Source organism: Burkholderia sp. BCC1640, from assembly GCF_902833125.1.
GTDB classification, from domain to species: domain Bacteria; phylum Pseudomonadota; class Gammaproteobacteria; order Burkholderiales; family Burkholderiaceae; genus Burkholderia; species Burkholderia diffusa.
This window is the reverse complement of the sequence record NZ_CADFEF010000025.1, coordinates 56,206-83,065: the sequence shown is the minus strand read 5'-3', so window position 1 is coordinate 83,065 and position 26,860 is coordinate 56,206. Positions and strand designations below refer to the sequence as shown.

General features: G+C 66.8%; 31 protein-coding genes. 18 read left to right on the top strand and 13 right to left on the bottom strand.

Annotated features, from left to right (window positions below):
- Nucleotides 1-81: 81 nt before the first annotated feature.
- Both HWX25_RS24550 and HWX25_RS24545 read right to left on the bottom strand, forming a co-directional pair.
- A complete protein-coding gene (locus HWX25_RS24550) occupies nt 82-1,815 on the bottom strand; it encodes a ClcB-like voltage-gated chloride channel protein (RefSeq protein WP_208456483.1) in 1,734 nt (577 codons plus the stop codon).
- A 115-nt stretch (nt 1,816-1,930) separates the two neighbouring features.
- Complete coding sequence (locus HWX25_RS24545) at nt 1,931-3,007, bottom strand: YeiH family protein (protein ID WP_175911038.1); 1,077 nt, start codon at nt 3,005-3,007, stop codon at nt 1,931-1,933.
- Between the two features lie 113 nt (nt 3,008-3,120).
- Between HWX25_RS24545 and HWX25_RS24540 the strand changes: the two genes are divergently transcribed.
- From HWX25_RS24540 to HWX25_RS24505, 8 genes are all read left to right on the top strand, one after another.
- The gene (locus HWX25_RS24540; RefSeq protein ID WP_175911036.1) at nt 3,121-4,014 is read left to right on the top strand and encodes a LysR family transcriptional regulator; all 894 of its coding nucleotides are present in this window, start codon (nt 3,121-3,123) and stop codon (nt 4,012-4,014) included.
- 177 nt (nt 4,015-4,191) lie between these two features.
- Entirely contained in the window at nt 4,192-4,956 is a 765-nt protein-coding gene (locus HWX25_RS24535; protein ID WP_175911034.1) for a sugar phosphate isomerase/epimerase, read from the top strand.
- A 28-nt stretch (nt 4,957-4,984) separates the two neighbouring features.
- Nucleotides 4,985-5,977 (top strand): sugar kinase, encoded by a 993-nt coding sequence (locus HWX25_RS24530; RefSeq protein WP_175911033.1) that lies wholly within the window; start codon nt 4,985-4,987, stop codon nt 5,975-5,977.
- A 163-nt stretch (nt 5,978-6,140) separates the two neighbouring features.
- On the top strand, nt 6,141-7,421 hold the full coding sequence (locus tag HWX25_RS24525; RefSeq protein WP_059814388.1) for an MFS transporter: 1,281 nt from the start codon (nt 6,141-6,143) through the stop codon (nt 7,419-7,421).
- Nucleotides 7,422-7,426: 5 nt separating this feature from the next.
- Nucleotides 7,427-8,392: a D-glycerate dehydrogenase gene (locus tag HWX25_RS24520; protein WP_175911031.1), complete on the top strand. Its 966-nt coding sequence runs from the start codon at nt 7,427-7,429 to the stop codon at nt 8,390-8,392.
- A 323-nt stretch (nt 8,393-8,715) separates the two neighbouring features.
- On the top strand, nt 8,716-9,759 hold the full coding sequence (locus tag HWX25_RS24515) for a LacI family DNA-binding transcriptional regulator (protein ID WP_059814385.1): 1,044 nt from the start codon (nt 8,716-8,718) through the stop codon (nt 9,757-9,759).
- A 54-nt stretch (nt 9,760-9,813) separates the two neighbouring features.
- Nucleotides 9,814-10,602: a YhfC family intramembrane metalloprotease gene (locus HWX25_RS24510; protein ID WP_175911029.1), complete on the top strand. Its 789-nt coding sequence runs from the start codon at nt 9,814-9,816 to the stop codon at nt 10,600-10,602.
- Nucleotides 10,603-10,615: 13 nt separating this feature from the next.
- Entirely contained in the window at nt 10,616-10,978 is a 363-nt protein-coding gene (locus tag HWX25_RS24505) for a DUF3022 domain-containing protein (protein WP_175911027.1), read from the top strand.
- Between the two features lie 52 nt (nt 10,979-11,030).
- On the opposite strand, the gene HWX25_RS24500 is transcribed toward HWX25_RS24505, so the two are convergent.
- Both HWX25_RS24500 and HWX25_RS24495 read right to left on the bottom strand, forming a co-directional pair.
- Entirely contained in the window at nt 11,031-11,462 is a 432-nt protein-coding gene (locus tag HWX25_RS24500) for a PGDYG domain-containing protein (protein ID WP_059524276.1), read from the bottom strand.
- Between the two features lie 129 nt (nt 11,463-11,591).
- Entirely contained in the window at nt 11,592-12,143 is a 552-nt protein-coding gene (locus tag HWX25_RS24495; protein ID WP_175911025.1) for a Spy/CpxP family protein refolding chaperone, read from the bottom strand.
- A gap of 339 nt (nt 12,144-12,482) precedes the next feature.
- On the opposite strand from HWX25_RS24495, the gene HWX25_RS24490 reads away from it, so the two are divergent.
- A complete protein-coding gene (locus tag HWX25_RS24490; RefSeq protein WP_006481526.1) occupies nt 12,483-12,947 on the top strand; it encodes an Lrp/AsnC family transcriptional regulator in 465 nt (154 codons plus the stop codon).
- 371 nt (nt 12,948-13,318) lie between these two features.
- Complete coding sequence (locus HWX25_RS24485) at nt 13,319-14,419, top strand: saccharopine dehydrogenase C-terminal domain-containing protein (RefSeq protein WP_040144221.1); 1,101 nt, start codon at nt 13,319-13,321, stop codon at nt 14,417-14,419.
- Between the two features lie 108 nt (nt 14,420-14,527).
- Here the strand turns inward: HWX25_RS24485 and HWX25_RS24480 are convergent, their stop codons facing one another.
- Together HWX25_RS24480 and cydX are read right to left on the bottom strand one after the other, a co-directional pair.
- Complete coding sequence (locus tag HWX25_RS24480; RefSeq protein ID WP_059524280.1) at nt 14,528-15,145, bottom strand: ATP-binding protein; 618 nt, start codon at nt 15,143-15,145, stop codon at nt 14,528-14,530.
- Nucleotides 15,142-15,288, bottom strand: a complete 147-nt coding sequence (gene cydX / locus HWX25_RS24475; RefSeq protein ID WP_082750519.1) for a cytochrome bd-I oxidase subunit CydX — start codon at nt 15,286-15,288, stop codon at nt 15,142-15,144. The genes HWX25_RS24480 and cydX overlap by 4 nt, the downstream gene beginning before the upstream one ends.
- Nucleotides 15,289-15,467: 179 nt before the next feature.
- Here cydX and corA point away from each other — a divergent pair, with 179 nt between their 5' ends.
- The gene (corA, locus tag HWX25_RS24470; RefSeq protein ID WP_059814477.1) at nt 15,468-16,445 is read left to right on the top strand and encodes a magnesium/cobalt transporter CorA; all 978 of its coding nucleotides are present in this window, start codon (nt 15,468-15,470) and stop codon (nt 16,443-16,445) included.
- Between the two features lie 13 nt (nt 16,446-16,458).
- Here corA and HWX25_RS24465 read toward each other — a convergent pair whose 3' ends face one another.
- Nucleotides 16,459-16,746 (bottom strand): YciI-like protein, encoded by a 288-nt coding sequence (locus HWX25_RS24465; RefSeq protein WP_059451388.1) that lies wholly within the window; start codon nt 16,744-16,746, stop codon nt 16,459-16,461.
- Between the two features lie 468 nt (nt 16,747-17,214).
- Between HWX25_RS24465 and HWX25_RS24460 the strand changes: the two genes are divergently transcribed.
- Nucleotides 17,215-17,703: a YbaK/EbsC family protein gene (locus HWX25_RS24460; protein ID WP_059814369.1), complete on the top strand. Its 489-nt coding sequence runs from the start codon at nt 17,215-17,217 to the stop codon at nt 17,701-17,703.
- A gap of 343 nt (nt 17,704-18,046) precedes the next feature.
- Here the strand turns inward: HWX25_RS24460 and HWX25_RS24455 are convergent, their stop codons facing one another.
- A complete protein-coding gene (locus HWX25_RS24455) occupies nt 18,047-18,709 on the bottom strand; it encodes a HEAT repeat domain-containing protein (protein ID WP_175911023.1) in 663 nt (220 codons plus the stop codon).
- Nucleotides 18,710-19,449: 740 nt separating this feature from the next.
- Here HWX25_RS24455 and HWX25_RS24450 point away from each other — a divergent pair.
- Complete coding sequence (locus tag HWX25_RS24450) at nt 19,450-20,163, top strand: SDR family oxidoreductase (RefSeq protein WP_175911021.1); 714 nt, start codon at nt 19,450-19,452, stop codon at nt 20,161-20,163.
- 111 nt (nt 20,164-20,274) lie between these two features.
- Here HWX25_RS24450 and HWX25_RS24445 read toward each other — a convergent pair whose 3' ends face one another.
- A complete protein-coding gene (locus HWX25_RS24445) occupies nt 20,275-21,207 on the bottom strand; it encodes a LysR family transcriptional regulator (RefSeq protein ID WP_175911019.1) in 933 nt (310 codons plus the stop codon).
- A 356-nt stretch (nt 21,208-21,563) separates the two neighbouring features.
- Between HWX25_RS24445 and HWX25_RS24440 the strand changes: the two genes are divergently transcribed.
- From HWX25_RS24440 to HWX25_RS24420, 5 genes are all read left to right on the top strand, one after another.
- Complete coding sequence (locus tag HWX25_RS24440; RefSeq protein ID WP_175911017.1) at nt 21,564-22,028, top strand: RidA family protein; 465 nt, start codon at nt 21,564-21,566, stop codon at nt 22,026-22,028.
- Between the two features lie 276 nt (nt 22,029-22,304).
- A complete protein-coding gene (locus HWX25_RS24435; protein ID WP_059451383.1) occupies nt 22,305-22,724 on the top strand; it encodes an organic hydroperoxide resistance protein in 420 nt (139 codons plus the stop codon).
- 66 nt (nt 22,725-22,790) lie between these two features.
- The gene (locus tag HWX25_RS24430) at nt 22,791-23,117 is read left to right on the top strand and encodes a DUF4148 domain-containing protein (protein WP_175911015.1); all 327 of its coding nucleotides are present in this window, start codon (nt 22,791-22,793) and stop codon (nt 23,115-23,117) included.
- Between the two features lie 72 nt (nt 23,118-23,189).
- Nucleotides 23,190-23,519, top strand: coding sequence for a DUF4148 domain-containing protein (locus HWX25_RS24425; RefSeq protein ID WP_175911013.1), 330 nt, complete (start codon nt 23,190-23,192; stop codon nt 23,517-23,519).
- A 141-nt stretch (nt 23,520-23,660) separates the two neighbouring features.
- Nucleotides 23,661-24,404 (top strand): GNAT family N-acetyltransferase, encoded by a 744-nt coding sequence (locus HWX25_RS24420; RefSeq protein ID WP_175911011.1) that lies wholly within the window; start codon nt 23,661-23,663, stop codon nt 24,402-24,404.
- Between the two features lie 58 nt (nt 24,405-24,462).
- Here the strand turns inward: HWX25_RS24420 and HWX25_RS24415 are convergent, their stop codons facing one another.
- The 4 genes from HWX25_RS24415 to HWX25_RS24400 form a co-directional block, all read right to left on the bottom strand.
- Nucleotides 24,463-24,918, bottom strand: a complete 456-nt coding sequence (locus tag HWX25_RS24415; RefSeq protein WP_059818265.1) for a MarR family transcriptional regulator — start codon at nt 24,916-24,918, stop codon at nt 24,463-24,465.
- 126 nt (nt 24,919-25,044) lie between these two features.
- On the bottom strand, nt 25,045-25,188 hold the full coding sequence (locus HWX25_RS24410) for a hypothetical protein (RefSeq protein ID WP_175911009.1): 144 nt from the start codon (nt 25,186-25,188) through the stop codon (nt 25,045-25,047).
- Nucleotides 25,185-25,556: a GFA family protein gene (locus HWX25_RS24405; RefSeq protein WP_059691687.1), complete on the bottom strand. Its 372-nt coding sequence runs from the start codon at nt 25,554-25,556 to the stop codon at nt 25,185-25,187. Before HWX25_RS24405 ends, HWX25_RS24410 begins: the two co-directional genes overlap by 4 nt.
- 168 nt (nt 25,557-25,724) lie before the next feature.
- Nucleotides 25,725-26,825, bottom strand: coding sequence for a nitronate monooxygenase (locus HWX25_RS24400; RefSeq protein ID WP_175911006.1), 1,101 nt, complete (start codon nt 26,823-26,825; stop codon nt 25,725-25,727).
- Between the last annotated feature and the right edge of the window lie 35 nt (nt 26,826-26,860).

The window sequence follows — 26,860 nt, the reverse complement described above, 5'->3', positions numbered from 1 at the left end:
GGGGCCGGCGGTCGGTCGGCGCGGACGGCGCCGCGAGCGAGGATGCGGCGACGCCGTATCGCGCGCCGCGCCCCGTACAGGTCAGCGCTCGCCGGTCATGCGCCGATACGCGTCGAGCAGCGACGTCTTGTAGACGACGCCCGCGAGCGTCGGCTCGGCCTCACTTTCGATCACCGGCAGCCGTTCGCCCTGGAACGCCATGAAGCGTTCGAGCGCGGTCGAGAGCGGCATGTCGGGCGTGAGCAGCGGAAACGGCGTATGCGCGTAGTGCGCTGCCGTCTTGTCGGTGGTGTCGCGCTTGTCGAGCAGGTCGGATGTGATGTCCTTCAACGCGACCGCGCCGCGGAAGCGCCCGGCGTCGTCGGTCACGTATAGATACTTCACCGGATATTCGAGAAACACGCGCGTCATGTCGGCGACGCTCGCAGTGAGCGGCACGACCGTCTGCGCGGGCTGGATCAGCTCGCGCATCTGGGTGGTGCGCAGCCGCAGCCGTTCCTGCGCGTCCTGGTGGTGGCGCAGCGTGATCTCGTACATCGACGTCGTGCCCGTCGCGCGCGCGACGAAATACGCGAACACGCACGACACCAGCAGCGGCAGCACGACCTGGTAACTGAGCGTCATCTCGAAGATCATCAGGATCGCCATCAGCGGCGCCTGCGTGGCGCCGGCCATGAACGCACCCATTCCGACCATCGCATACGCGAAATACGCGGACGTGTGGCCGGGCCACAGCGCGTTCATCGCGAGCCCGAACAGCGAGCCGAACACGGCCCCGACGAACAGCGTCGGCGTAAACACGCCGCCGACCGCGCCCGAGCCGGCGGTCGCGGCGGTCGCGATCACCTTGAACACCAGCACCGCGACGAGCGCCTGCCAGGTCCACGGCGAATGCAGGATGTGGTTCACGACGCTGTAGCCGTTGCCCCACACGTCCGGAATCCACACCGAGATCACGCCGACCACGAGGCCGCCGAGCGCGAGCCGCACCGGCAGCGGCACGGGCAGCCGCTTGAACTGGTTCTTCGACGCATCGAGCAGGTGCAGGAACTGCGGCGCGAGCACGCCGCACAGCGCGCCGAGCACGACGAACAGCAGTACCTCGGGGCCCGTCACGGCCGGGAACACCGGCATCTCGTATGGCGGCCGGTAGCCGGCGAATTCCCGCATCACGATGTTCGCGACGACGGATGCGACGACCATCGGCCCGAAGCTTTCCATCGCGATCGTGCCGAGCACGATTTCGGACACGAAGAACGCGCCGGCGATCGGCGCGTTGTAGGCGGATGTGATGCCGGCCGCCGCGCCGCACGCGACGAGCAGGCGCAGGCGCGGCGGGTCGAAGTGCACGAAGCGGCCGACCAGCGATGCGGCGAGCGCGGCGAGCTGCACCATCGGGCCTTCGCGGCCGATCGAGCCGCCGCTGCCGATCGTTAGCAGCGACGACACGCTGCGCCACAGGCTCTGCCGTACCGGCACGACGCCGTCGCCGAGCGCGACGGCTTCCATGTAGTCGGTGTTGCCGGATTTCCGAACGCCGCGCGTCGCGAGCAGCAGCACGCAGCCGGCGAGGAAGCCGCCCGCGGCCGGCATCCAGAACCGCACGTACCACGGCAGGCTTCGCGCCATCTGCACGAAGCTGCCGCTGTGCCCGGAGATCAGGCGCTGCATCAGGTCGATGCCTTCGCGAAACGCCATGGTGGCGAAGGCGCCGCCGACGCCGACGATGGCCGACCAGATCAGCATCGTATGGGCGTCCGACAGGCGGAACAGCGTCTGGGCGCGAGTGCGCAGCTTCAGCAGGAACGAGAGCACGGCTGAAAGAGGATGGTGAAGAGGACGAAGGAAAACGACGCGAAGCATAGCACTGCGCCGCGCCCGCGGGACCTTCCCGTCGGGCGCGGCGCGTGTCGCGGCGTGGATGCGCGGCTCAGCCAAGCCAGCGCTGCACGGCCCAGGTGATCCCGTAGCCGCCGGCGATCAGCCAGACGTACAGGATCAGGCCGGTGGTCAGCGCACGCGGGCCGGCCTCGCGGATCTGCGACACGCGGGTTTCGATGCCGAGCGCGGTCATTGCCATCGTCAGCGCGAAGGTGTCGAGCACGTTCAGGGTGTGCGTAACGTCGGCGGGCAGCACGTTCAGCGAATTGACAATCACGAAGCCGAGGAAGCCGAGCGCGAACCACGGCACCGCCACCTTGCGCTTGCCTTGCGCGCCGTCGGCGCTCGCACCGGCCGAGCGTGCGGAGCGGGCGAGCCACCAGCCGAGCGTGAGCAGCACCGGCACCAGCAGCATCACGCGGGTCATCTTCACGATCGTCGCGACGTGCGCGACCTGCGGGCTGATGTCGCTCGCCGCGCCGACCACCTGCGCGACCTCGTGGATCGTGCCGCCGAAGAACAGGCCGAGGCCGGCCGGGTCGAGATTGAGCAGGCCGGCGTGATACGCGAGCGGGTAGAGGAACATCGACAGCGTGCCGAACAGCACCACGCTGCCCACGGCCATCGCGCTCTGGTGCGGCTTCGACTGCAGCGTCGACTCGAATGCGAGCACGGCGGCCGCGCCGCAGATCGCGCTGCCGGCGGCGGTCAAGAGCGCCGCGTCGCGATCGAGCTTCATCACCTTCATGCCGACCCAGGTGCCGATCGCGAGCGTGCTGACGACGACCAGCACCGACACCGTCAGGCCCGGCAGGCCGACCTGCGCGATTTCCTGCAGGCTCACGCGCAGGCCGAAGAACGCGACCGCGATGCGCAGCAGCTTGCGCGCGGAAAAGTTGACGCCGGCCGCCCAGCTCGCGGGCATGCCGTCGCGCAGTGCGTTGCCGTACAGCGCGCCTGCGACGATGCCGACGATCAGCGGCGACAGGCCGAGCCCGGCGATCGTCGGAAGTTGCGACAGACTGGTGACGGCGGCGGCGAACAGCGCGACGAACAGCACGCCGTTCAACTGGCCGCGCATCGACGGGGCGGCGTGATTGAGATGGGGAGTCGGAGCAGTGGACATGGGGGGCACCGTGATGAAACGGGTTGCGATGGCTTAATCCTAATTTGGTTATATCGATATGAAAAATTGTGATTTGTGACGTAAACTATCCGGAAATCCGATAATTCACGCTCATGACCCCGGATCAACTGATAACGTTTGCGGCCGTCGCCGAACATCTGAACATCAGTCGCGCTGCCGTCGCGCTGCATCTGTCGCAGCCGGCCGTGTCGGGCCAGCTGCGCCTGCTGCAGGACGAGTTCGGCGAGCCGCTGTACCAGCGCGAGGGCCGCGGCATCCGCCTGACGCCGGTTGGCGAACAACTCGCGCAGTACGCGAAGGCGCAACGCGACACGTTCGCGCAGGCGCGCGCGTTTCGCGACGCCGTGCGCGGGCTCGACGCCGGCACGTTGCGAATCGGCGCGAGCACGACGCCCGCCAGCTACCTGCTGCCGTACCTGATCGCGGCATTCCAGCCGCGCGTGCCGCGGGTGGCGATCCACACGATGAGCGGCAATACGGCCGACGTGGTCGCCGCGCTGGCGTCGCTCGACATCGCGATGATCGAAGGGCCGCCCGGCGAGGCGCTGCCGCCCGGCACCGCCGTGCATGCGTGGCACGAGGACGAGATCGTCGCGGTCGTGCCGGCCGGCCATCCGCTCGCCGCGCCGGAATACGAAGCGGGCGTCACGCTCGACGCACTTGCCGCGCATCCGCTCGTGCTGCGCGAGGAGGGTTCCGGCGTGCGCCAACTCGTCGAACGCGCGTTCGCGCATGGCGGCGCGCCGATGCGCGTCGCGTTCGAGATCGCGGGCGTCGAGGCCGTGAAGGAGGCCGTGCGCGCGGGGATGGGCGTCGGTTTCGTGTCCGCGATGTCGCTGCGCCACGAGGATGCGGCGCTCATGCCGCGCTCGCTGGCCCCGGCGCCGCTCACGCGCCATTTCTCGATCCTCGTGCCGCACGGTGCCGCGCCGTCGCGCGTGGCGGCCCAGTTCCTCGACATGTGCATCACGCACGACAACGAATAGGCGCCGACGCGGGTCGTGGAACGCCGGATGCACGTGCACGTGCACGTGCGCGGGCGCGGGCGCGCGGCGCGCGGCGGCCGGCCTAGGGATTTCCTCTATGGCGTGCACCGGATGCGAAGCGCACCATCCGTCTCAAGCAAATGGAACCGGTTCCATCCCGGTGAAAAAAGGGCAGAAATGGCAGACATCGTGATCGTGGCGAGCGCATTCGGGATGGACCGCGTGCGTCAGGAGGGCCACCGTGCATTCATCGCGACCGCGGCCTCATCCGGCGCGACCGGTTTCGAGGTGCGGCGCGAGCTGTTCGCATCGGACGACGACGCGACGCCCGGCGCGCTGGCCGAGCTTGGCTCGGTACTCACCGCGCACGGGCTGTGGTCGGTCTATTCGACGCCGGCCACGTTGTACACGGAAACCGGCGCGCTCGATGTCGACGCGTTGCGCGACACGCTCGTGGAAGCCGACGCGCTCGGCGCGCGCTTCGTCAAGTTCCAGCTCGGCGGCTTCGCCGGCGACGCGCATGCGTCCGAGATCGTCGCGCTGTCGCGCGGCGCGCGTGCCCGCGTGGTGGTCGAGAACGGCCAGCTGCCGGTGGGTGGCGCACTCGCTCAATTCAGCGGGCTGTTCGCCGCGTTGACCGACGCGGGCGTGCCCGATGCGCTCGGCATGACGTTCGACATCGGCAACTGGCAGTGGCCGGGCGAAGCGCCGCTCGCGTGCGCGCACGCGCTCGCGCCGCATGTGGAATACATTCATTGCAAGGCAGTCGAGGGCGAGGGCGCGCGCCGTTTCGCGGTGGCGCCGGCGCCGGGCGACACGCTCGTCACGGGCGTGCTCGCGGCCCTGCCGCAAGCGGCGCCGCGCGGCATCGAATTCCCGTTCGATGCCGCAGACCTGGCGGGCGATGCCGGCCGGCGCGTGGCGTGGCTTGCCGCCGCGTGACGCAGGAAGGATACGGAGGAATTCACTGATGAAGGCAGCACTCGATGTCGTGACCTACGGCGAGGCGATGGCGATGTTCGTCGCCGCCGAGCCCGGCCACCTCGCGCATGCGTCGCAATTCACGAAACGGATCGCGGGCGCGGACCTGAACGTCGCGATCGGCCTGTCGCGGCTCGGCTTCCGAGTCGGCTGGATGAGCCGGGTGGGCCGCGATTCGTTCGGCGGTTACGTGCTCGACACGCTCGCGCGCGAAGGCATCGACGCGTCGTGCGTGACCGTCGACCCGCGCTATCCGACCGGTTTTCAGCTGAAGTCGCGCAACGACGACGGCAGCGACCCGACCGTCGAATATTTCCGCAAGGGCTCGGCCGCGAGCCACCTGTCGTGCGACGACTACGTGGCCGACTACGTGCTCGGCGCGCGTCACCTGCACTTGACGGGCGTCGCGCCGGCAATTTCCGCGACGTCGTGCGAACTCGCGTTCCAGCTGGCGCGCGAGATGCGCGCGGCGGGCAAGACGATCTCGTTCGACCCGAACCTGCGCCCGACGCTGTGGCCGTCCGCCGACGTGATGGCGAAGACGCTGAACGCGCTCGCGACGCTCGCCGACTGGGTGCTGCCGGGCCTCGCCGAAGGGCAGCAGCTCACCGGGCACGACACGCCCGCCGACATCGCGGGCTTCTATCTGGCACAGGGCGCGCGAGGCGTGGTGATCAAGCTCGGCGCCGAGGGCGCGTACTTCCGCACGGCCGACGGCCGCGAGGGCACGGTCGCGGGCGAGCGCGTCGCGAACGTGGTCGACACGGTCGGCGCCGGCGACGGCTTCGCGGTCGGCGTGGTCAGCGCGCTGCTGGAAGGCCGGTCCGTCGAGCAGGCGGTCGCGCGCGGCAACCGCATCGGGGCGCTCGCGATCCAGGTGGTCGGCGATTCGGAAGGCCTGCCGACCCGCGAGGCACTTGATCGGCTCGAAAACGTCAGCAATCGAGCCGATCGCTTAGAGGAAAGCGTCACCGCGCAATGAGAGGCCGGACACGGCACAATCCGCGGACCCATTTCGTGCTTCGTGCACGGTTTTGCATGAGGCCGGAGCAGGCGCCGATGCGCCGACGCCGGTCGATTCCCGAAAGGACGGGACGGGAGCAAGCGCTCGAGCGCCCGCTCCGGTCCACCCAGGAGACACTCTGATGGCAGCCAATCTCGCAGCACGACGCTGGTGGACGATCATGCCGATCGTCTTCATCACGTACAGCCTCGCTTACCTCGACCGCGCGAACTACGGGTTCGCGGCAGCGGCCGGCATCAACCAGGACCTCGGGATCAGCAAGGGCCTGTCGTCGCTGATCGGCGCGCTGTTCTTCCTCGGCTACTTCTTCTTCCAGATTCCGGGCGCGATCTACGCGGAGCGCCGCAGCGTCAAGAAGCTCGTGTTCGCCAGCCTCGTGCTGTGGGGCGCTTGCGCGGCGCTCACGGGCGTCGTCACCAACATCCCGTCGCTGATGGCGATCCGCTTCATGCTCGGCGTGGTCGAAGCGGCCGTGATGCCGGCGATGCTCATCTACATCAGCAACTGGTTCACGAAGAACGAGCGCTCGCGCGCGAACACGTTCCTGATCCTCGGCAACCCGGTCACCGTGCTGTGGATGTCGATCGTGTCGGGCTATCTCGTGCACGAATTCGGCTGGCGCCACATGTTCATCGCCGAAGGCGTGCCGGCCATCATCTGGGCCGTGTGTTGGTGGTTCCTGGTGCAGGACAAGCCGGCCGATTCGCCGTGGCTCACTGCGGAGGAAAAGAGCGACCTCGATGCCGCGCTCGCGGCCGAACAGGCGGCGATCAAGCCCGTGCGCAACTACGGCGAGGCGTTCCGCTCGCCGGCGGTGATCAAGCTGTGCGCGCAATACTTCTGCTGGAGCATCGGCGTGTACGGCTTCGTGCTGTGGCTGCCGTCGATCGTCAAGAACGGCTCCGAGCTCGGCATGGTCGCGACCGGCTGGCTGTCGGCGATGCCGTACCTCGCGGCGACGATCGCAATGCTGGTCGCGTCGTGGGCGTCCGACAAGGTCGGTTCGCGCCGCGGCTTCGTGTGGCCGTTCCTGCTGATCGGCGCGGCCGCGTTCGCCGCGTCGTATGCGCTCGGCTCGTCGCATTTCTGGATCTCGTATGCGCTGCTGGTCGTCGCGGGCGCCGCGATGTACGCGCCGTACGGCCCGTTCTTCGCGATCGTTCCGGAGCTGCTGCCGAGGAACGTCGCCGGCGGCGCGATGGCGCTGATCAACAGCATGGGCGCGCTCGGCTCGTTCGTCGGCTCGTATTTCGTCGGCTATCTGAACGGGGCGACCGGGTCGCCCGTCGCATCGTATGCGTTCATGAGCGCCGCGCTCGTGGCCGCGGTGATCCTCACGCTGTCCGTCAAACCCCAGGCGCGCGATGCGCACCCGCTCGCGACGCCGCTGCAAGGAAAATGAAAACGATGAAGCCTCGTATCGTCGCGTACAAGCCGCTGCCCGATGACGTGCTCGCGTATCTGCGCGAGCATGCGGAAGTCGTGCAGGCCGACGGCGCCGACGCGCTCGCCGATGCCCTCGGCGACGCGGACGGCGCGATCGGCGCGAGCCTGAAGGTCACGCCGCAGATGCTCGATCGTGCCCCGCGGCTGAAGGCCTGGTCGACGATCTCGGTCGGCTACGACAACTTCGACGTCGCGGATCTCACGCGGCGCGGCATCGTGCTCGCGCATACGCCCGACGTGCTGACGGAATCGACCGCCGATACCGTGTTCTCGCTGATCCTCGCGTCCGCGCGGCGTGTGGTCGAACTGGCGGAGTGGGTGAAGGCCGGCCACTGGCATCGCAGCATCGGCCCCGATTTGTACGGCACCGACGTTCAGGGCAAGACGCTCGGCATCGTCGGGCTCGGGCGGATCGGCGGCGCGGTCGCGCGCCGCGCGGCGCTCGGCTTCCGGATGCAGGTGCTGTACACGAATCGTTCCGCGCATGCCGAAGCCGAAACGCAGTACGGCGCCCGTCGCGTGACGCTTGACGAACTGCTCGCGCAGTCGGACTTCGTGTGCCTGCAGGTGCCGCTGTCGCCGGAAACGCGCCACCTGATCGGCGCGGCCGAATTCGCGAAGATGAAGCGCGGCGCGATCCTGATCAACGCGTCGCGCGGGCCGGTGGTCGACGAGGCCGCGCTGGTCGACGCGCTGCGCGCGGGCACGATCCGCGGCGCGGGGCTCGACGTGTTCGAGAAGGAGCCGTTGCCGGCGGATTCGCCGCTGCTGCGGATGAACAATGTCGTCGCGCTGCCGCATATCGGCTCGGCGACGCACGAGACGCGCCATGCGATGGCGCGCTGCGCCGCGGAAAACCTGGTCGGCGCGCTGGCCGGCACGCTGCGCACGAACCTCGTCAATCCCGACGCGCTCGCGGGCGTCTGAGCGGGGGCGGTCAGCCGGCGGGGCCGCCGGCCGGGTTAGAGGCGATGGTCTTGGTACGGGAGGGCAGGCTGCGTTATGATCGCCCGCTCGTCGCATCGACGACCCGGCCACGCGGCCGGCGGCGTCCGGCGGCGGGCATCCGTGCCAGGTCCGGTGCGGCCGATCGCCGTGCGTTTCAGGCGACCGGAGCGGGCGCGAACGCGCCGGCTTCGATCGATCGCGAAGCAGGGGGGGCGGCGGCGTCCGCCGGGTGGCTTTCGTATCCAACAACAAAGGTCCGTCCGCACACGAAGCGGCGCGGATCGTACGTCGCGAGGCACGACTTGAGCGATTCGCAACCTTCCACGCAGCGTCCGGCGACGATCAGCGACGTCGCACGCGAAGCCGGCACGGGCAAGACCAGCGTTTCGCGCTATCTGAACGGCGAGACGCACGTGCTGTCCGCCGATCTGCGCCAGCGGATCGAGGCGGCGATCGCACGTCTCAACTACCGGCCGAACCAGATGGCGCGCGGGCTGAAGCGCGGCCGCAACCGGCTGCTCGGCATGCTCGCGGCCGACTTGACCAATCCGTATACCGTCGAAGTGCTGCAAGGCGTCGAGGCCGCGTGCCACGCGCTCGGCTACATGCCGCTCATCTGTCACGCGGCCAATGAGGTCGAGATGGAGCGGCGCTTCCTGCAGCTGCTCACCACCTACCGGGTCGAAGGGCTGATCGTCAACGCGCTCGGCGCCGAGGAAGACGTGCTGCGCCCGCTGCGCGGCGCCGGCATTCCGGCCGTGCTCGTCGACCGGACGGTCGAGGGCTTCGAGGCCGATCTGATCGGGCTCGACAATACCGAGGCGATCGAGACGGCGATCGCGCATCTGGTCGCGCGCGGCTTCGATGCGATCCATTTCGTCGTGCAGCCGTTCGAGCACGTCAGCTCGCGGCGCCTGCGCGAGGCCGCGTTTCGCGCGGCGCTCGACGCGCGCGGACTGCCGGTGCCGCCGACGGTCGTGCTCGACCTGAACGAGCCCGCCGCGGCCGCGGCGGCGCTTGCCGACCTCGACGCTCGCATCGACGACGCGGCGCGGCGCGGCGTGCGTGCGGCGCTGTTCGCCGCCAACGCGCCGGTCGCGCTCGCGATCGCGCGCCATCTGCGCGCGCGTTTCGGCGCGGCGTGGCAGGAAAAGGCCGCGCTGCTGTCGATCGACGATCCGGAGTGGGCCGAACTGATCGGCATCACGACCATTCGTCAGCCGACCTACGAGATCGGCTACAAGGCCGTCGAATTCGTGCACGAGCGCATCGACGGCGCGGCTGGCGACGTGCGCGTCGCGTTGCTGCCGGGCGAGCTGATTGCGCGCGCGTCGACCGCAAGCTGAGTATCATTCGGGGCACGCAGCGCGTCAGGTGCGCTGCCCAGAACAAGGAAATTCATGACTGTCGCTCCCGTCACGCTGGCGGTGCTGATCGCCGCCACGCTGATCATCGCGCTACTGCCGTTCTTTCTCTTCCGTATCCTGCGCAAGCCGCTTTCGCTCGACCGCCGCGACACGATCGTCGGTGTCGCCGTCTTCACGTTGTTCGCGATGATCGTCGAACGCGCATTCCATGGCCTCGTGCTGAGCCAGACGCCCGCCGGCGGCTGGCTCACGCAGCCGCTCGCATTCGTCGCGTACAGCGCGCTCGCGACCGCCGTGTTCGAGGAGGTCGGCCGCTATCTCGGGATCCGGTTCCTGAACCGCCGCTACGGCGCGTCGGCCGGCGACGGGCGCGGCATCGGCTACGGGATCGGCCATGCCGGCGCCGAAGCGTGGTTCGTCGGCGTGCTCGTATGGGGCCAGTGGTCGTATCTCGCGTGGCTCGCGAGCCGCGGCCAGCTCGAGACGCAGCTCGCGGACCTGCCGGGCGATACCGTCGTGCGGCTGCACGTGATGCTGGCGACCTTGTCGGCACAGTCGATGCTGCTGTTGCTGCTCGAGCGCTGCTCGGCGTTCGTGGTGCAACTCGCGCTGTCGGTGCTGGTCTGGCGCGGCGTGCGCGCCGGCCGCGCGGGCGTGCTGCCGCTCGCGATCGTGCTGCATGCGCTGGCGGTCGCGCCGGCGCTGCTGTATCAGGTGCGCGTGCTGCCGGCCGGATCGCTCGAGGCCGTGTATTTCGTGCTGGCCGCGATCCTGGTCGCCGTGCTGGTGAAGACGTGCCGGTCGCCGCGTGCGGCGGCCTGACGGGAGAGGCGGAATGGACGACTATCTGATCGAATGCCAGAGCGCCGAATTCGACGCGCTCGCGCGTGTGATCTGCGATCTCTTTCCGGAGCAGACGCGCTTTGTCGAAAGCAGCGACGCACGCGGGCGTTTCCTGTCCGTGCAGTGGCTCGCGATGCGTTTCGGTTCGACGCCGAAACGGATGACGCTCGACATCCGCATCGTGCCGGCCGCACTGGCGCGCTATCTGGCGCTCCGGCCGATGCAGCGCGCCCGCAGCCATGCGGTGCTGCATGCGTACACGGAAGCGATGCTGGGTTCGCTCGAGGAGCGGCACGCGGCCGGCGAGCCCGTCGAGCGCGACGCGGAACTCGAACTCGACGAAGACTTTGCCTGAACGTTGACGTGAACGCGCGCGCCGGCGCGATGCCGGCGTCGCGCGCTACGCGTTACGCGTCGCGGTAGACCTGCGCGAAACGCTGCGCCTGGACGACGCCGTAGTCGCCGGGCGCATACTGCATCACCCAGTCGCCGGCGACGCCACGCAGCGTGTCGCCGTTTTCCGAGCGGGCGATCGTGAAGGGCTCGTCCATCCGGCGGGCGAGCACGACGGCCGGCCGGTTCCGGTAGGCGCCCGGCGCACCGTGCGCGAGTGCCGGATCGGCGGGCAGGTATTTCGCGTCGAAGCGTGCGCGCGACACGACCCAGCGGTCGCCGGTCGAGCCGGTGATCAGCGCGTCGCCCGCGACATAGCGGTTCGGGCCTTCGAGGCTCATCAGTTCGCCGTCGGCCTCCGCGAATGCGACCGTGACGGTTTCGTCCTTCACGACGCGACGGGCCTGCGGGTCGGTACGCAAATCGATGTGCTTGAGTTCGAGCATGGCGGGGGGAAGTGCGGGAAAAGCCGGGAGCTTATCCCGAATCCGGCGCGCCGTGTGACGCACCGGGTTCCTGCGGGATGCGCGACGCCGTTCGGCCCGGGCGGGCAGCGCGACGCCGGCGGGCGGACGTCAGGGTTGTGCGGGCGCGCTTGCGGCCGGCGCGGCGGCCGCCTTGCCTTCCTTGCTTCTGGCCTTGCCCTTGCCGCGGTGTTCGCCGCCGTGATGCAGCCAGCTGCGGAACGTCGTGTCGGCGAGTGCCTTCTGGTCGGCCGGGAAGCTCTCGTAGAGCGGCGCGAATGCGTCGGCGAGCTTCTTCGCGCCGTCCGCGTTCGCCTGCGCGAGTTCCGCGTACTGCTTCATGTCGTCGACCGCGGACACGTTCTGGCTTTCCATCCGCGTGCGATAGAGGCGGCCCATCGTGTCGCCGTTTTCACGCATCGTGTCGGCGAACGTCTTCCATTGCGGCTCCTGCGCTGACGTGATCTTCAGCTGATCGTGCAGGTACTTGATGCGTTGCTCGATGCGCGCTTCGTGGCGCGCCGCGCGCTGTTCGGCGCTCGGGGCCGATGCGGCCGTCGCAGTCGCCGTCGACGGAGCGGGCGTTTGCGGTTGCGGCGGCGTTTGCGCGAATGCGCTGGCCGCAACGGCGAGCGTGGCGAGGGTGAGCGAGATTTTCTTCATGGTTGGCTCTCCGGGGTGGTGTCGTGCGAGCGGGCGCGGCGGCCGATGCCGCGAGCGCCGAACTCTTGTCACCCGTTATTAGTAGCACGTCGCCTGAAACGCGACAGCGAAAGCGACACTTGCTTACATCCGATACGAATCGAAATTGAAAGGGACATAGCGGGCGGGCGACGATCGACGGCGTTCGATCGACACGTCGGACGCCGCACGCGAACGAGGCGGGCGATGCGAACGCGTGAGCCCATGACCGCGTGCGATGCCGTTTGGGCGCACCGGCGTTCGGCGCTATCATCGCGTCACGTTCCATTTCGCCGGCGCGTTGCACACCGGCCCAGCCTCATGCGTCCACCTCGCCTCGACCAACTCGACGACCTCGACCGGCAACTCGTCGCGCTGCTGCAAGCGGATGCGCGCGCAAGCGTCGCCGATCTCGCGCGACAGCTCGATGTCGCACGCACGACGGTCGTCGCGCGCATCGCGCGGCTCGAGCGCACCAACGTGATCGCCGGATACAGCGTGCGGCTCGGACAGGACGTGCTCGATGCAAGCATCTATGCGTACGTCGGCATCATCCTCACGCCGAAGTTCGGCAAGGACGTGCTGCGCAAGCTCGACCGGATGCCCGAGGTGCAGCTGTTGTGCGCGGTGAGCGGCGAATACGACTATGTCGCATGGCTGCGTGCGGATTCGCCGGAGCGGCTCAACGATCTGCTCGACCAGATCGGCACGCTCGAAGGCGTCGAGCGTACGACGACGTCGATCATCCTGTCGCGCAAGATCGATCGCGGCACGATCGGCGGATGACGTATCGCGTGCGGTGTCGCGTGTGACATCGCGGCGCGATTCGATTCGTCGCGTCGGTTTTTCCTCCTTTCCCTTCCCCTGATACCCGTCGACGGCGCTCGCCGCGGGGCGGGGCGTTGCCTCGCGCATCTTCCTCCTTGCATGTTCCTTCGTGCCCGTCCAAACGCGCCCATCGCGGCCCGTTTGCGGCGCGTCATATACGCGATTTTTAGATGATTTGGTCGTTGTGACGAAATGCGTCGTCATATCGTCGAATTAAACGGTCGTTTCGCATCATTCTTCGTCTTGGAACTGATTTTGCGTGTCCCTAAACTGTGTTCATGGCTCGACGCCGTACACCAACACCAAACTCATCCTCAGGAGATAAGCGCATGAAAATCGCCATCGTCGGCGCAGGTCTGATCGGCCACACCATTGCTCACATGCTGCGTGAAACGGGCGACTACGAAGTGGTCGCGTTCGACCGCGACGCGGATGCGCTCGCCAAGCTGTCGCGTGAAGGCATCGCGACGCAACGTGTCGATTCGGCCGACGCCAATGCGATCCGTGAAGCCGTGAAGGGCTTCGATGCGCTCGTCAACGCGCTGCCGTATTACCTCGCGGTCAACGTCGCCGCGGCGGCCAAGGCTGCCGGCGTTCATTACTTCGACCTGACCGAAGACGTGCGCGCGACGCACGCGATCCGCGAACTGGCGGACGGTTCGGACCGCGCGTTCATGCCGCAGTGCGGCCTCGCGCCGGGCTTCATCGGCATCGCCGCACACGAGCTCGTGAACGGCTTCAGCGAAGTGCGCGACGTGAAGATGCGCGTCGGCGCGCTGCCCGAGTATCCGACCAACGCGCTGAAGTACAACCTGACGTGGAGCGTCGACGGTCTGATCAACGAATACTGCCAGCCGTGCGAAGCGATCCGCGACGGCCGCAAGCAGTGGGTGCAGCCGCTCGAAGGCCTCGAGCACTTCTCGCTCGACGGCACCGAATACGAAGCGTTCAACACGTCGGGCGGCCTGGGCACGCTGTGCGAAACGCTGTCGGGCAAGGTCGAGACGCTCGACTACAAGTCGGTGCGCTATCCGGGCCACCGCGAACTCGTGCAGTTCTTGCTCGAGGACCTGCGCCTGTCGAGCGACCGCGACACGCTGAAGTCGATCATGCGCCGCGCGGTGCCGTCGACGAAGCAGGACGTCGTGCTCGTGTTCGTCACGGTGACGGGCGTGAAGGACGGCCAGCTCGTGCAGGACGTATTCACGCGCAAGATTTTCGCGAAGGACGTGTGCGGGATGCACATGAGCGCGATCCAGATCACGACGGCTGGCGCGATGTGCGCGGTGCTGGATCTGTTCCGCGAAAAGAAGCTGCCGCAGAGCGGTTTCATCCCGCAGGAAAAGGTGTCGCTGAAGGCGTTCCTCGCGAACCGCTTCGGCAAGCTGTACGAAGGTGGCACGATGGAGCGCGTGCACGAAGTCGCCTGACGACCGGTCTCCGGCACGAGGGCCGTGCGACGCCGGGAGCGCAACAGCGCTTCCGGCGTTGTTTTTTTAGCGCGTCGCGGCGGGGAAGAGCAGGGCGGTGCGCGCCGCTCAGGCGGGCAGCGGCGGGACGATCGTTGCCTGCGGCGCCGGCGGCGCGATGCGGTACAGCAGCGCATCGATGTCCGCGTCGGACGGCGCGGTGTTGTCGAACATCACGATGCCGTCGCATTCGTGGCCGGTCGGCACGAAGCGGCGTTGCCGGTATTCGTCCCAATGCGCGAGCTTGTACGCGTCGTTCGGATTGCCGCGCGCGACGATCCGCTGGTGCGCGACGTCTTCCGCGGTATGGACCCATACGACCGTCAGCACGACGTCCGGCCCGATGCCCAGCCACGTGCGGTCGAGGATGCGCCGATCACGCACTTCGCGCGACAGCGGGCCGACCACGAGCACGCCGATGCCGAGCGCGAGGTTCTCGCGGGCCGTGTCGAGCAGGCCCTGGTATTCGGGATCGCGCAGGTGTTTCAGGTAGAGCGGGCTGTCGCGATCGTTCGGATCGGAGGTGAGGGCGCCCATCGCGGCCGAACTGTAGCGGCCGTAGAGCGTGTCCTTGTCGAGCAGGCAGAAGGCTTCGCCGGTCGCGCGCATCAGCGGCCCGATCAGCCGCTTCGCGAGCGTGGTCTTGCCGGTGCCGGCATGACCGCAGAAGAAAACCAGGTGCGTCACGAATACCGGCCCCCCGGATCCCCGCGCGACGCGTCGCTGCGCTTGTCGCCGCGCGAGAAGACTTCCGCCTCCAGCCACATCGCGTTGATGATGCCGAAGCCGAGCGCCACGCCGATGCCGAGTATCCACGAGAAATACCACATGGGTTTGTCTCCTTGACGGTTGGGCCGCACGGCCGTGCCGTGCGTCTGTCGAAGCGATGTCGTGCGCGTGCCGCGTCGCACGCAGTCCGATCATGACCAATATCGGCGTGTCGCGCAAGCCGGACCGCCCGCGCGTCAAACCGGTAAACTGATGCGAAAACTGCAACATGACGGACAACATGCTGATCAACTGTGCTGCATACCAGGACGGCCGCAAGCTGGCCGAAATCGATATCGACGCCATCAGCGACTACGTGTCGAAACCCGAGTGTTTCGTGTGGGTCGCGCTGAAGGATCCGACGCCGGACGAGATCGACCTGATGGGTGAGGAATTCGGGCTGCACGAGCTTGCGCTCGAGGATGCCCGCAAGGGGCATCAGCGGCCGAAGATCGAGGAGTACGGCGATTCGCTGTTCGCGGTGCTGCATATGGTCGAGCTCGACGACGACGGCGAATTCAAGGTCGGCGAGCTGAACGTGTTCGTCGGCCCGAACTACGTGCTGTCGATCCGCAACCATACCGAGCAGGACTTCCGCGACGTGCGCAAGCGCTGCGAGCGCGAGCCGCATCTGCTGCAGGAAGGGTCGGCGTTCGTGTTCTATGCGCTGATGGATCAGGTCGTCGACCGCTATTTCCCGATCCTTGAGACGCTCGGCAACGAGCTCGAGGAACTCGAGGACCGCATCTTCACCAAGGCCTCGCCCGCGTCGTCGCGCGCGATCATCGAGGATCTCTATTCGCTGAAACGCCGGCTCGTGACGCTGCACCAGCACACGGCGCCGCTGATCGAGCCGCTCGCGAAGCTCACCGGCGGACGCATTCCGCAGATCTGCAGCGGGATGGAGCATTACTTCCGCGACGTGTACGACCACCTGCAGCGGATCGTGAAGACGATCGAAGGGCGGCGCGAGATGGTCGTGACCGCGATCCAGGTCAACCTCGGGATGATTTCGCTCTCGGAGAACGAGGTGACCAAGCGGCTCGGTTCGTTCGCCGCGCTGTTCGCGATACCGACGATGATCGCCGGCATTTACGGGATGAACTTCGCGAACATGCCCGAACTGCACCTCAAGTACGGCTTCTACGGCTGCATCGCGGTGATGGTCGCCGCCGATCTCGCGTTGTGGTGGCGCTTCAAGCGGGCGGGGTGGCTGTAGCAGGGGGACGCCGCTAGCGCGGGGCGTGCTTGCCGACCACGACGCGCCACGGACGCACGCACCAGGATTTGACGAGGCCGTGCTGCACGTACGGATCGGCGCGGGCGAACGATTCGGCGGCTTCCGGCGAGTCGCCTTCGAAGACGAGCACGGCCCGGTCGGCTGGATCCTGCAATGCGCCTGCGAGCATGAGCTCACCGCGCTCGGTTGCCGCCTGCGCGAGTGCGAGGTGCTCGGCGCGGTACTGTTCGCGGCGGGACAGATAATCGTCGACGAGTTCGTAGATCAACTGGTAGTGCATGGTCGCTCCCGGAATCGGCTGCCGCAGGATGGCGGGCGGTTGGCTCAGTATAGGGCGCGTTTCGGTCTTTGTCGGGCATGGTTTGCGACGGCTTCGCCGCTGCGTGGCCGGCTGATCCCGGGCGGCTGACGAGATGATTTTCAGGCCCCGACGCCCTTTCTTTAAATGCAACTAACGGTCTGGTTAGGAGCCGCCGTCGCATGGATTCGAGTCATCGCACCGGACCGGTTATCGCTCGTTTTGTCTTCAAGAAAGGCGGGTGTGGTCGGGATGTTCCATGCGCATTCCGGGCACGAATTTCGCCTGCCGGCGAGGGCGGCCGTGTCGACCGCAAAAAGGGCCGAAGCCGGATATCGGACCGCCCGTGCGGACGTCGTGCGAGGGCGTTTCCATTGGCCGCAATGCGACCTATGCTGAACGAATCCGGAGCGAACTTCGTTCGCCCGATTCGTCAAGACGAGGTGTGCCATGCCTGTATCAGCCACCCTGCAGGATTGCCTGCGCCAGAAGTCATCGCGGTACGAAGTCGTGTACCACCCGTATAGCCATACCAGCATGGAGACGGCCGCCGCCGCGCATATCCCCGGCGATCGCCTCGCGAAAACCGTGCTGCTCGAGGACGACGAAGGCTACGTCGCCGCCGTGCTGCCGACGTCGCACGCGGTGCGCCTGTCGGACCTCTGGGTCAAGACCGGCCGTCATCTCGTGCTCGCCAGGGAAATCAAACTGCGCGAACTGTTCAAGGATTGCGACCTCGGCGCGTTGCCGCCGGTGTGCATGGCGTACGGGATGAAGACGTTCCTCGAGGAACATCTCGCGCAGCAGCCGGAAGTGTATTTCGAGGCCGGCGACCACGAAGCGCTGATCCACATGATGCAGGACGAATTCCTGTCGCTGATGGAGACGGCCGAGCGAGCGCATTTCTCGCACAAGATGCAGGGGATGTGGTTGTCCTGATCGTCCTGTAGCGGGCGGTTTGCGGTAGTTGGAGACGGCGTCTGGCGGGCGGCCGTCGGGGGCGTTGCGTGTCGCTGGTTTTGCCGCAGTTGCGTTCACGCTGGAAATCGGTGCTGCGAGCGACCGGTGAGGCGGGATTCTGGGCGTCTGGTCGGGATTTCAGTGGTGATGTTGGGTGAATTCCATATTTGACATAATCATAGTTATCGATAAGTTTTGTTGTGGTGGCTAAGTTGTAATGTCCGCTTTGGGCTACATGGAAATGTCGCTCTAGCGGCAGATCTGCCGACCAACCGCCGCCGGGTCCCAGCCGCACGATGTGCCGCGGCCGTTCAACCCATATTCATGACACGTCTCGCGCGTTCCGTACGACGTACTCGCGACCGTCTGCCTCGGCCAGCTTCACGTATTGCACCAGCTTTCCGGATTGGATGTTCTTGAGCACCCACAACGCGGCAATCCGCTGATATTCGTGTCCGGTGTGCCACGCACGCTCCGCGAGCGCCTCGGCATGCGTGGACTTCAGTGCGCCCAACGCAAGCAAGGCACGCCGGCGCACGTATTCGTCCTCGTCGTCCACCAGGCGCAACAGCAGTGCCTCGGCCTCGGCGGCATGCGAACCCAGCCCGCCGAGTCGCGCGGCCAACTGCCATTTGGCGTTCGGCTCCGACGCGTCGATCGAGGCGCGCGCAAGTGCCAGTAACGCGTCGGGTTGCGTCCAGAGCATGCTCGAAATGTGTTCCAGCGCTTGGTCGCGGGCAATCGCGTAAAGCAGATCGGCGCACGCGGTTGCGGTCCAGGCGGCCGGCGCAAGCGAGTCGACGACGGCAAGCGACGCGTCCCACAGCGCTTCCCAATGGCCGTACTCACATTCCCACTCGACACTTCGCTGGTGGACTGGGTATAGCGCCGCCCATTCCCTGAATTTTTCGACCTGTTCGTGCAGTGTGTTCAACGCGTGCATGGAAAGTGTATTGATTGCGGCCTGCGTCACGGTGCGATGCATGCGGCGTAAAACTACGTTGCCCCTGCAGCCCCAAAACCGGATGTATCGAGCCGCCCGCTCGCGACTCTCGTCGCGTCTCGCGGCACCCGGCATGCCGCGAGACGCGCATACCGCGCCGGCTGTTCGGGGGCGCTCGCGCAGGTGCTGCGCCGGCCGAAGCAAGCGTCCGGGACGAGCGAATCGGCGTCGTCCGCCACCGGGCAATCTCCGGGCGATATCGGGCCGTATCTACGGATGTGGGCAGGATTGTGCCAGTTTTGGTCGTGTTCGGAGTGCCGGATTACGCACCGAACATCCACGTGCGGCCGCATGCCCTGCCCTGATTCTCTTGGGGAGGCGTTCGGTCAGGCGCGTTTTCGTATCCGGGAGTTTTAATAAAAAATACAGCTATCATGATAAGAAAAGTTATCCGGATATTTTCGATAAAAAACAGAAGTGCCCGATGCGTGACGAACGATCCGGTACACGACATTCCCAGCATTCCGCTGCGCAAACCTTCGAATTCACAACGATCGACGCGTGTCGCTGTGTGTGAAAGACGGCGCACTGGCGATCGCGTCGACGCAGCTCCTCCAGCATCCTCGCCGCTTCCCCCGCCCCGCATTTGTTCCCGCGACGCAAGACTGTTGGTCCATGGTGGGTATTCGAACTCCGGCCCGCCGCGCCTAGAGTTGCGTCCATCGGATTCATCGATCCGGTCGGCGCTGAAGCCGAAAACCAGTCACCTGTCGAGGCATATCATGAGCACTTCCAAAGTCATCATCGTCACCGGCGCATCGCAAGGCATCGGCGCCGAAGCGGTCAACGCATTCCGCGCGCAGGGCCATCGCGTGGTCGCGACGTCCCGTTCGATCGGGACGTCGGACGCCCCCGATCTCGTCACCGTCGCGGGCGACATCGGCGACCCGGCTGTCGCGCGGCGCGTGGTCGACGCCGCCATCGAGCGCTTCGGCCGGGTCGACACGCTCGTCAACAACGCGGGCATCTTCATCGCGAAGCCGTTCACGCAATACACGGCGGACGACTATGCGGCCATCACCCGCGTGAACATGGACGGCTTCTTCCACATCACGCAGCGCGCGATTGCGGCGATGCAGCGCAACGGAAACGGCGGCGGTCACGTGGTCAGCATCACGACGAGCCTCGTCGATCACGCGAACAGCAATGTGCCGTCGGTGCTCGCATCGCTGACGAAAGGCGGGATCAATGCGGCGACGAAGTCGCTCGCAATTGAATATGCGAAGGCCGGCATCCGCGTGAACGCGGTGTCGCCCGGCATCATCAAGTCGCCGATGCACGCGCCTGACACGCACGCGACGCTCGCATCGCTGCATCCGGTCGGCCGGATGGGCGAGATGAGCGACATCGTCGGCGCGATCCTGTATCTCGATTCGGCGCCGTTCGTCACCGGCGAGATTCTGCACGTGGACGGTGGCCAGAGCGCCGGGCACTGAGCGGCAACGTCGTGAACATGCGCCGGCGCGGATGATGCCGGCGCCCCGATGCCGGCGCAGGCGTGGCGTCGGCGCCCCGCTCTGCCCGGTCGACGGCATGGCTGGCCGCGACTAGCGAGTCCGCCTTGCGGGTGCCTGTTCGAGATGTTCGACGAGAAAGTCGACGAAGACGCGCACGCGTGACGACAGATAGCGTGCATGCGGATACAGCAGCATGAACGGCCGCGATCGCCCGCCCTGCGCGGACAGCACCTCAGTGAGCGTGCCTTCCCGCAGATCCCGCTCGACGATGAAGCGATAGGTCTGGAACAGGCCCGCACCGCTGCGCGCGAGCGTGACGCCGGCGAGGACGTCGCCCGACGTGCCGTAGCCGCCCGTCGTCGCAACGTCGATTTCCGCCGATCCGTCGCTGAACAGCCATGGAATCGGGCGGCCGCTGCTCGGAAGCTCGAACTGGATGCATTCGTGCGAGTGCAGATCGTCGACCGTGCGCAGCACGCCGGCGCGCTTCAGATAGCCCGGCGTCGCGACGACGACGAGCTCGGCGTCCTCCAGCTTGCGTGCGACCAGGCTCGAATCCGCTGGCGCGCGGCCGCGGATCGCAAGGTCGAAACCCTCCTCGGCGAAGTCGATGTTGCGGTTGCTGAGATGGGTTTCGACGCGTACGTCCGGGTATCGCTCGCGAAACGCGGGCAGCAGCGGCAGCACGCGATAGTGTCCGTATGGCGTCGGCATGCTGATGCGCAGCACGCCGGCCGGCGTTGCCTGCTGCCCCGTCGCTTCGCGCTCCGCGTCGACGAGCTGCGACAACGCATCACGGCATTGCTCGAAATAGCGCCGCCCAGAATCGGTGAGCCGGATCTGGCGCGTCGTCCGGACGAACAGGCGTACGCCGAGACGCTCCTCGAGCCGCGCGACCGACCGGCTCACCGCGGCCGGCGTGACGCTCGCGGCCGTTGCGGCAAGCGTGAAGCTGCCGAGTTCGGCTGCCAGACAGAACAGCTCGATGCTGCCGAGCAGGAGGTCATCGAATTTTCTCTGCATGGGGGCGGCTCCTGCTTCCTCGTGCCGCCTGGCGCGGTTGCAAGACGGCGAATCCGGCGTGCGCCCGCAACCAGGCACGGCGCTTCCGGCCCGCCAGCGCGCGTTGTTTCGCGGCGGGACGCTGAAGCACCGAGTGTGCATGAATCGCCGCCAGGAAACCAGCGTATCGGCGATACCGGTGGTACGCGTTCGCACCGCGTTGCACCGCGGGCGATTCGTTACACCGCGTGTCGAGTCAATTGCGCGAACGATATTTACCGGCCCCGACCGCCTCACTAGAGTGACTGACAGAGGCCGTGGCGAGTCGCGCGTCCACACCGCGGCCAACTCATCAACGATCCCCGAAGGAGCATGCCATGACGATCGAACAGAAGCTGGCCGAACTCGACTTCACGCTACCCGAACCGCCGCAACCGCTCGGCAGCTATACGGCCGTCAGTGAGGCAGGCAACCTGTTGTTCATTTCCGGGCAATTGCCGCTCGTCGACGGCAAGGTGGCCTATACGGGGCGCGTCGGCGAACAACTGGGCGTCGATGACGGTCGGCGCGCGGCGCAGCTCGCGGCGCTGAACGTGCTTGCCCAGATCGGAAAGCACCTCGGCGGGTTCGACCGCCTGCATCACATCGTGCGCGTCGAGGGGCACGTCGCGTCGGCCGACGGCTTCCACGGTCAACCGGCCGTGATCGACGGCGCCTCCGACCTGTTCGCCCAGGTGCTGGGCAACAAGGCCGGACACGCGCGCTCGGCCTTTTCCCACCGCCAGTTGCCGGCCGACGCGGCGGTGGTCCTGGTCGTGATCGCCGAAGTCCGCCCGGCATGACCGGGTTGCCGAAGGCCCGGGCGACCGCTATTCCGGCGCGGCCATCTGCCCTGCCATCGCTGAATCTTCCGGTCCGGGTCGTCTTTTCAATATAAGGGTTTGATCGCCCGGGAGCCTTGTCCGGCAAGGCTCGCCACGCTCTAGATACATTGAAATACAAAATATCGTATGCGATTTAATCGAATCCGCTTGACGTGCTCGGTCGTCTCGACCAAACTGCATCGCATGCGATCGAATCGCATCAGAGAAAAACCTTCCTACCTGACGGAGTGAACGATGAGCAAGATCGAAAAAGTGCTGTACACGGGCAAGACGCATACGACTTCCGGCGGCCGCGACGGCGCGGCTCGCAGTTCCGACGGCCGCCTCGACATCCAGTTGTCGTCGCCGGGCAGCGCCGGGAACGGCACGAATCCGGAACAGCTGTTCGCGGCCGGCTGGTCGGCCTGCTTCATCGGCGCGATGCAGCTCGCGGCGCGCGCGGCGAAGGTCACGCTGCCGGCCGATCTCGCGGTCGATGCCGAAGTGGATCTGGGCACGGGCGGCAACGCGTACTTCCTGCAGGCCCGCCTGAACGTGAGCGTGCCGGGACTCGATCGCGACGTCGCGCAGCACATCGTCGACACCGCGCACCAGACCTGCCCGTATTCGAAGGCGACGCGCGGCAATATCGATGTCGAGATCCGCATCGTCTGAGCCATGCCCCGGGTGGCCACGTGCTGCCCTCCTGAATGTCCTGCCATTTTCTTGTCGAGGTGAATGATGAAAACCCAACTGATCGCTGCCCTTCTCGTTGCCGTGTCCGCCGCCGTTGCCGCGCCGGCCTTTGCCAGTGACGCCGTCGTGACGCGTGCACAAGTGCGTGCCGAACTCGTCCAGTTGCAGCAGGCCGGCTATGTGCCGGGCCGCGCGAACGATCCGCACTACCCGGACGACCTGCAGGTCGCGCTGACGCGTATCCACGCGAACGACACCGTCGCAGCCGATACGGCGACGTCCGGTTATGGCGCCGACGCCGCAGCCGTCACGCAATCGGGCAGCCGTCCCGTCACGCGCACAGCCGAGCGCTCGATCTATTTCGGCCGTTGAACGAAGTCGCGATCGACGCCGATTGCCGGCGCGCGGCGTTCACATTCCGATTACTCTTTTCTGTCGAGGTAAATGATGAAGACCCAACTGATTGCAGCCCTGCTCGTCGCCGTGTCGGCTTCCGTTGCCGCACCGGCCTTCGCGACCGAAAGCACCGTGACGCGCGCGCAAGTGCGGGCGGAACTGGCCGCCCTCCAGCAGGCCGGCTATCTGCCGAATCGCCCGAACGATCCCAACTATCCGGACAACCTGCAGGCCGCGCTGAAGCGGGTGCGCGACAACGATGCAACGGCGGCCGACACCCGGACAGCCGGTTACTGCAACAACGCCGACGGTGCGACGCAATCCGGCAGTCGCATCGCGATTCGCACGGCCGAGCGCTCGATCTATTTCGGTCGTTGAGCGTCGCGACGAAATCGACGACACCGCCCGCCAAATAAAGCGCATACGATGTAATCGTATGCGCTTTATGTTTGCCCGCAACCGGCGCGGACGATCGCGTCTATGCTGTGCGACGGGCGGCCTTCAATCAAGGAGCAGACGATGCTGGAACCGACGACGGACCAGGAAGATGGCGGATCGCATCCGCTCGACAATGCCGTATGGCGCGCGCTCACCGGGGAGCAGCATCGTTTCGCCCTCGGCGACGCGCTTGCGCGTCGCTTTCCTCCTGCGCTCGCACCGTTTGCGGGCATGGCCGACCGCAGCCCGACCGCGTTCGACGCGTTGCACGGACTGATCGACGCGCATGGACCGGCGGCACTCGTCACGCCGGACGAGATCCCGACGCCGGCCGGTTTTTCCGTGGTCTGGCGGGCGATGCTGCATCAGATGATCTGGCAGGGAACGCTCGACGGCGCGCCTGCTCTGGAGCATGTCCGGCTCACCGAAGCCGATGTGCCGGAAATGCTCGAACTGATCGCGGCGACGGAGCCAGGCCCGTTCGGCCCGCGCACGGTCGAATTCGGCGGCTATATCGGTGTACGCCGGCAAGGCCGGCTCGTGGCGATGGCCGGTCAGCGGCTGAGGGCCGGCGGTCATGCGGAGATCAGCGCGGTGTGCGTGGATGTGGCTTTCCGGGGCCAAGGCCTCGCGGCCGGACTGATCCGGTCGTTGGTCGCGACCATCCGCGCGCGGGCGGAAACGCCGTTCCTGCACGTGCTCACGTCGAATCACGGCGCGATCGAGCGCTATCGCGCACTCGGCTTCGTGACGCGTCGCGACATGCATTTGCTGGTGCTGGGGCCCGAGGAAACCGGGACGGGCCAGCCGGAACGCCAGCCATAAGAACGGGCCGCGCCGGCAATCGCACCGCAGGCTCGACATCGAGCCTGCGTTTAATCGTCTATTCGTCGATCGAATCGATCAGGTTGCCGCGCAGCGTGACGATGGCCTTCTGCATCTTCGCGAATTCGTCGGGTTTCAGCCCGGTGGCTTCGACCAGATTCATGTCGAGCCCCTTCTCGCGCACGCGGCGGCCGCTTTTCGTCAGGCTCACGAGCACCTGGCGTTCGTCCGACGGATCGCGGTGCCGCTCCAGATAGCCCATCGCCTCGAGCTTCTTCAGGATCGGCGTCAGCGTGTTCGATTCGAGGAACAGCTTTTCGCCGAGTTGCCCGACCGTCTGGTTGCCCTCCTCCCACAGCGCGATGATCGTGATGTATTGCGTGTACGTGAGGCCGAGCTCTTCGAGGATCGGTTTGTATGCCTTGCCGAACGCGAGATTCGTCGAGTAGATCGCAAAGCACAGGAATTCGGACAGCTTCGGTGCGGCGGGCGATTGTGTTTCGGTCGGTTTCATGGGCGTTCTCCAGCGACGACTGTTCGTGTCGCAGATGGACGCATTATATATCGCGTGCGATCTTATCGGTAGCATGATTATCGTTTCCGATCAACATGACTCGACGCCCACGGCACCTGTTCCGGTTCAGTCTTGTCCGCCGTCGTTCCGACCCCGTCGGTCGCCGGTCCGCTGGCGGCTGACTGACAGCAGCGAACACTGCACCGGATGAGCGATTTCGGTCGCGAGGCCGCCGGCGGCGAACAGCAGGATCATCAGCCAGCGCTTCATGCGTCCTCCACGACGGAAAGGCTTGCGCCGTCGGCGACGGTCGCATCGAGCGCATAGGGATCGACACCGTCGAGGCAACCGAGATTGACGCGCCAGCACGCGGGATCCTTGCGCGTCTGATGAAACGGATAGACGCCGCAGCGGCTGCAGAAATAGTGACGAGCCGTGTGCGTGTTGAAGCGGTAGAGCGTCAGCGCGCCCTCGCCCTCGACGATCTTCAAGTCGGCCGCGGCGAACATCGGGCTCATCAGCGCGCCGCGACGGCGGCAGAGGCTGCAGTTGCAGCGAGTCGCCGGCGCAAGCGCGGTCCGGACTTCGAATTTCACGGCGCCGCAATGGCAGGATCCGTTGAACCACGTAGCAGACATGTCGTGCTCCTCAAGAGTTCATGTCCGCTTTATAACGGGCCTTCGCCGATGCGTTGTATCACGCTGTATCCACGCCGCGCGTGGATACAGGACGTTGCAATTTTGTCCACGGCCATGCGCATTGCGGCCCATGCGCCGAGCGCCGGCGCGCCGCATGTAACCGGGAAATCAGTCCAGCGCATGCTGTAACCGTGCGATGGCCGCCCGTGTCTCGCGCTCGAGCGTCGCGAACAGTTCGGCCGCCGGCAGCGACCGGGCGAGCGGCGCCGCCTGCCCGGCCCATTGCGCGCCGTAGCCGAACTCGCCGTTCGCCTTCGCGGCCGCATGCAGTGCCTTGCCGGCGTCGTATGCGATCGGATAGGCCGGCGTGGCCGGTGCGTGCGGATCGTCGCCGAGCGCGGTCAGTCGGTTCGCGATGCCGCGTGCGATCCGTCCGGAGACCGCGGTCGTCAATGTCGTGCGGCGCGCTGCGTCGCCGAGGATCGCGCGGCGATAACCGTCGTCGATCGACGTCTCCGGGCACGCCACGAAGGCGGTGCCGAGCTGCGCGGCCTGCGCGCCGAGCGCCAGCGCGGCGGCGATGCCGTCGCCGTCCATGATGCCGCCGGCCGCGATCACCGGCAGTGCGCATTCGCGCACCAGCAGGCGCGTCAGCGCGAACGTGCCGAGCCGGTCGTCGTGCGCCGTCGAGTCGAATACGCCACGGTGCCCGCCGGCCTCGATGCCCTGCGCAACGATCGCGTCGATGCCGGCCGCGACGATCTGCCGGGCTTCGTCGGGATTCGTCGCGGACGCGAACAGCGTGATGCCCGCGCGCTTCAGCACGGCAATGGCCTCATCGGACGGCAACCCGAAATGAAAGCTGACGACCGCCGGTTTTTCTTCGATCAGCATCGCGAGCATCGCATCGTCCGCGACGAAGCTCGTGTAGATCTCCGACAACGACGCCGGCGGCGTCGCGCCCTGTTCGCGGAACGCGGGCGCGAGCCAGTCGAGCCACGCGCGTTCGACGACAGCGTCGGCGCGGGCCGGCTGGTGGCAGAACAGATTGATGTTGAACGGCCGGTCGGTGAGCGCGCGCGTGTCGCGGATCATCTTGCGCGCACCTTCGGCGTTCGTCGCGCCGACGCCAAGCGAGCCGAGCCCGCCCGCATTCGACACGGCGGCCGCCAGCGCGGGCGTGCTGACGCCGGCCATCGGCGCCTGGATGATCGGGGTGCGGATGCCGAGCGTGCGCAACAGCGTCCGGTTGTCGGTCGAGGGAATCATGTCGTGCGTCTCCTGTGGGCGGCGTGAACGCAAAC

Bases quoted from the DNA above. Each gene is read 5' to 3' on its own strand.
- HWX25_RS24455 (WP_175911023.1), bottom strand. From the start codon at position 18,709: ATGCATCGCACCGTGACGCAGGCCGCAATCAATACACTTTCCATGCAC.
- HWX25_RS24510 (WP_175911029.1), top strand. From the start codon at position 9,814: ATGACTGTCGCTCCCGTCACGCTGGCGGTGCTGATCGCCGCCACGCTG.
- HWX25_RS24485 (WP_040144221.1), top strand. From the start codon at position 13,319: ATGAAAATCGCCATCGTCGGCGCAGGTCTGATCGGCCACACCATTGCT.
- HWX25_RS24440 (WP_175911017.1), top strand. From the start codon at position 21,564: ATGACGATCGAACAGAAGCTGGCCGAACTCGACTTCACGCTACCCGAA.
- HWX25_RS24535 (WP_175911034.1), top strand. From the start codon at position 4,192: ATGGCAGACATCGTGATCGTGGCGAGCGCATTCGGGATGGACCGCGTG.
- HWX25_RS24405 (WP_059691687.1), bottom strand. From the start codon at position 25,556: ATGTCTGCTACGTGGTTCAACGGATCCTGCCATTGCGGCGCCGTGAAA.
- corA (WP_059814477.1), top strand. From the start codon at position 15,468: ATGCTGATCAACTGTGCTGCATACCAGGACGGCCGCAAGCTGGCCGAA.
- HWX25_RS24445 (WP_175911019.1), bottom strand. From the start codon at position 21,207: ATGCAGAGAAAATTCGATGACCTCCTGCTCGGCAGCATCGAGCTGTTC.
- HWX25_RS24400 (WP_175911006.1), bottom strand. From the start codon at position 26,825: ATGATTCCCTCGACCGACAACCGGACGCTGTTGCGCACGCTCGGCATC.
- HWX25_RS24505 (WP_175911027.1), top strand. From the start codon at position 10,616: ATGGACGACTATCTGATCGAATGCCAGAGCGCCGAATTCGACGCGCTC.
- HWX25_RS24420 (WP_175911011.1), top strand. From the start codon at position 23,661: ATGCTGGAACCGACGACGGACCAGGAAGATGGCGGATCGCATCCGCTC.
- cydX (WP_082750519.1), bottom strand. From the start codon at position 15,288: ATGTGGTATTTCTCGTGGATACTCGGCATCGGCGTGGCGCTCGGCTTC.
- HWX25_RS24415 (WP_059818265.1), bottom strand. From the start codon at position 24,918: ATGAAACCGACCGAAACACAATCGCCCGCCGCACCGAAGCTGTCCGAA.
- HWX25_RS24450 (WP_175911021.1), top strand. From the start codon at position 19,450: ATGAGCACTTCCAAAGTCATCATCGTCACCGGCGCATCGCAAGGCATC.
- HWX25_RS24490 (WP_006481526.1), top strand. From the start codon at position 12,483: ATGCGTCCACCTCGCCTCGACCAACTCGACGACCTCGACCGGCAACTC.
- HWX25_RS24435 (WP_059451383.1), top strand. From the start codon at position 22,305: ATGAGCAAGATCGAAAAAGTGCTGTACACGGGCAAGACGCATACGACT.
- HWX25_RS24520 (WP_175911031.1), top strand. From the start codon at position 7,427: ATGAAGCCTCGTATCGTCGCGTACAAGCCGCTGCCCGATGACGTGCTC.
- HWX25_RS24460 (WP_059814369.1), top strand. From the start codon at position 17,215: ATGCCTGTATCAGCCACCCTGCAGGATTGCCTGCGCCAGAAGTCATCG.
- HWX25_RS24425 (WP_175911013.1), top strand. From the start codon at position 23,190: ATGATGAAGACCCAACTGATTGCAGCCCTGCTCGTCGCCGTGTCGGCT.
- HWX25_RS24540 (WP_175911036.1), top strand. From the start codon at position 3,121: ATGACCCCGGATCAACTGATAACGTTTGCGGCCGTCGCCGAACATCTG.
- HWX25_RS24500 (WP_059524276.1), bottom strand. From the start codon at position 11,462: ATGCTCGAACTCAAGCACATCGATTTGCGTACCGACCCGCAGGCCCGT.
- HWX25_RS24430 (WP_175911015.1), top strand. From the start codon at position 22,791: ATGAAAACCCAACTGATCGCTGCCCTTCTCGTTGCCGTGTCCGCCGCC.
- HWX25_RS24465 (WP_059451388.1), bottom strand. From the start codon at position 16,746: ATGCACTACCAGTTGATCTACGAACTCGTCGACGATTATCTGTCCCGC.
- HWX25_RS24525 (WP_059814388.1), top strand. From the start codon at position 6,141: ATGGCAGCCAATCTCGCAGCACGACGCTGGTGGACGATCATGCCGATC.
- HWX25_RS24410 (WP_175911009.1), bottom strand. From the start codon at position 25,188: ATGAAGCGCTGGCTGATGATCCTGCTGTTCGCCGCCGGCGGCCTCGCG.
- HWX25_RS24530 (WP_175911033.1), top strand. From the start codon at position 4,985: ATGAAGGCAGCACTCGATGTCGTGACCTACGGCGAGGCGATGGCGATG.
- HWX25_RS24495 (WP_175911025.1), bottom strand. From the start codon at position 12,143: ATGAAGAAAATCTCGCTCACCCTCGCCACGCTCGCCGTTGCGGCCAGC.
- HWX25_RS24545 (WP_175911038.1), bottom strand. From the start codon at position 3,007: ATGTCCACTGCTCCGACTCCCCATCTCAATCACGCCGCCCCGTCGATG.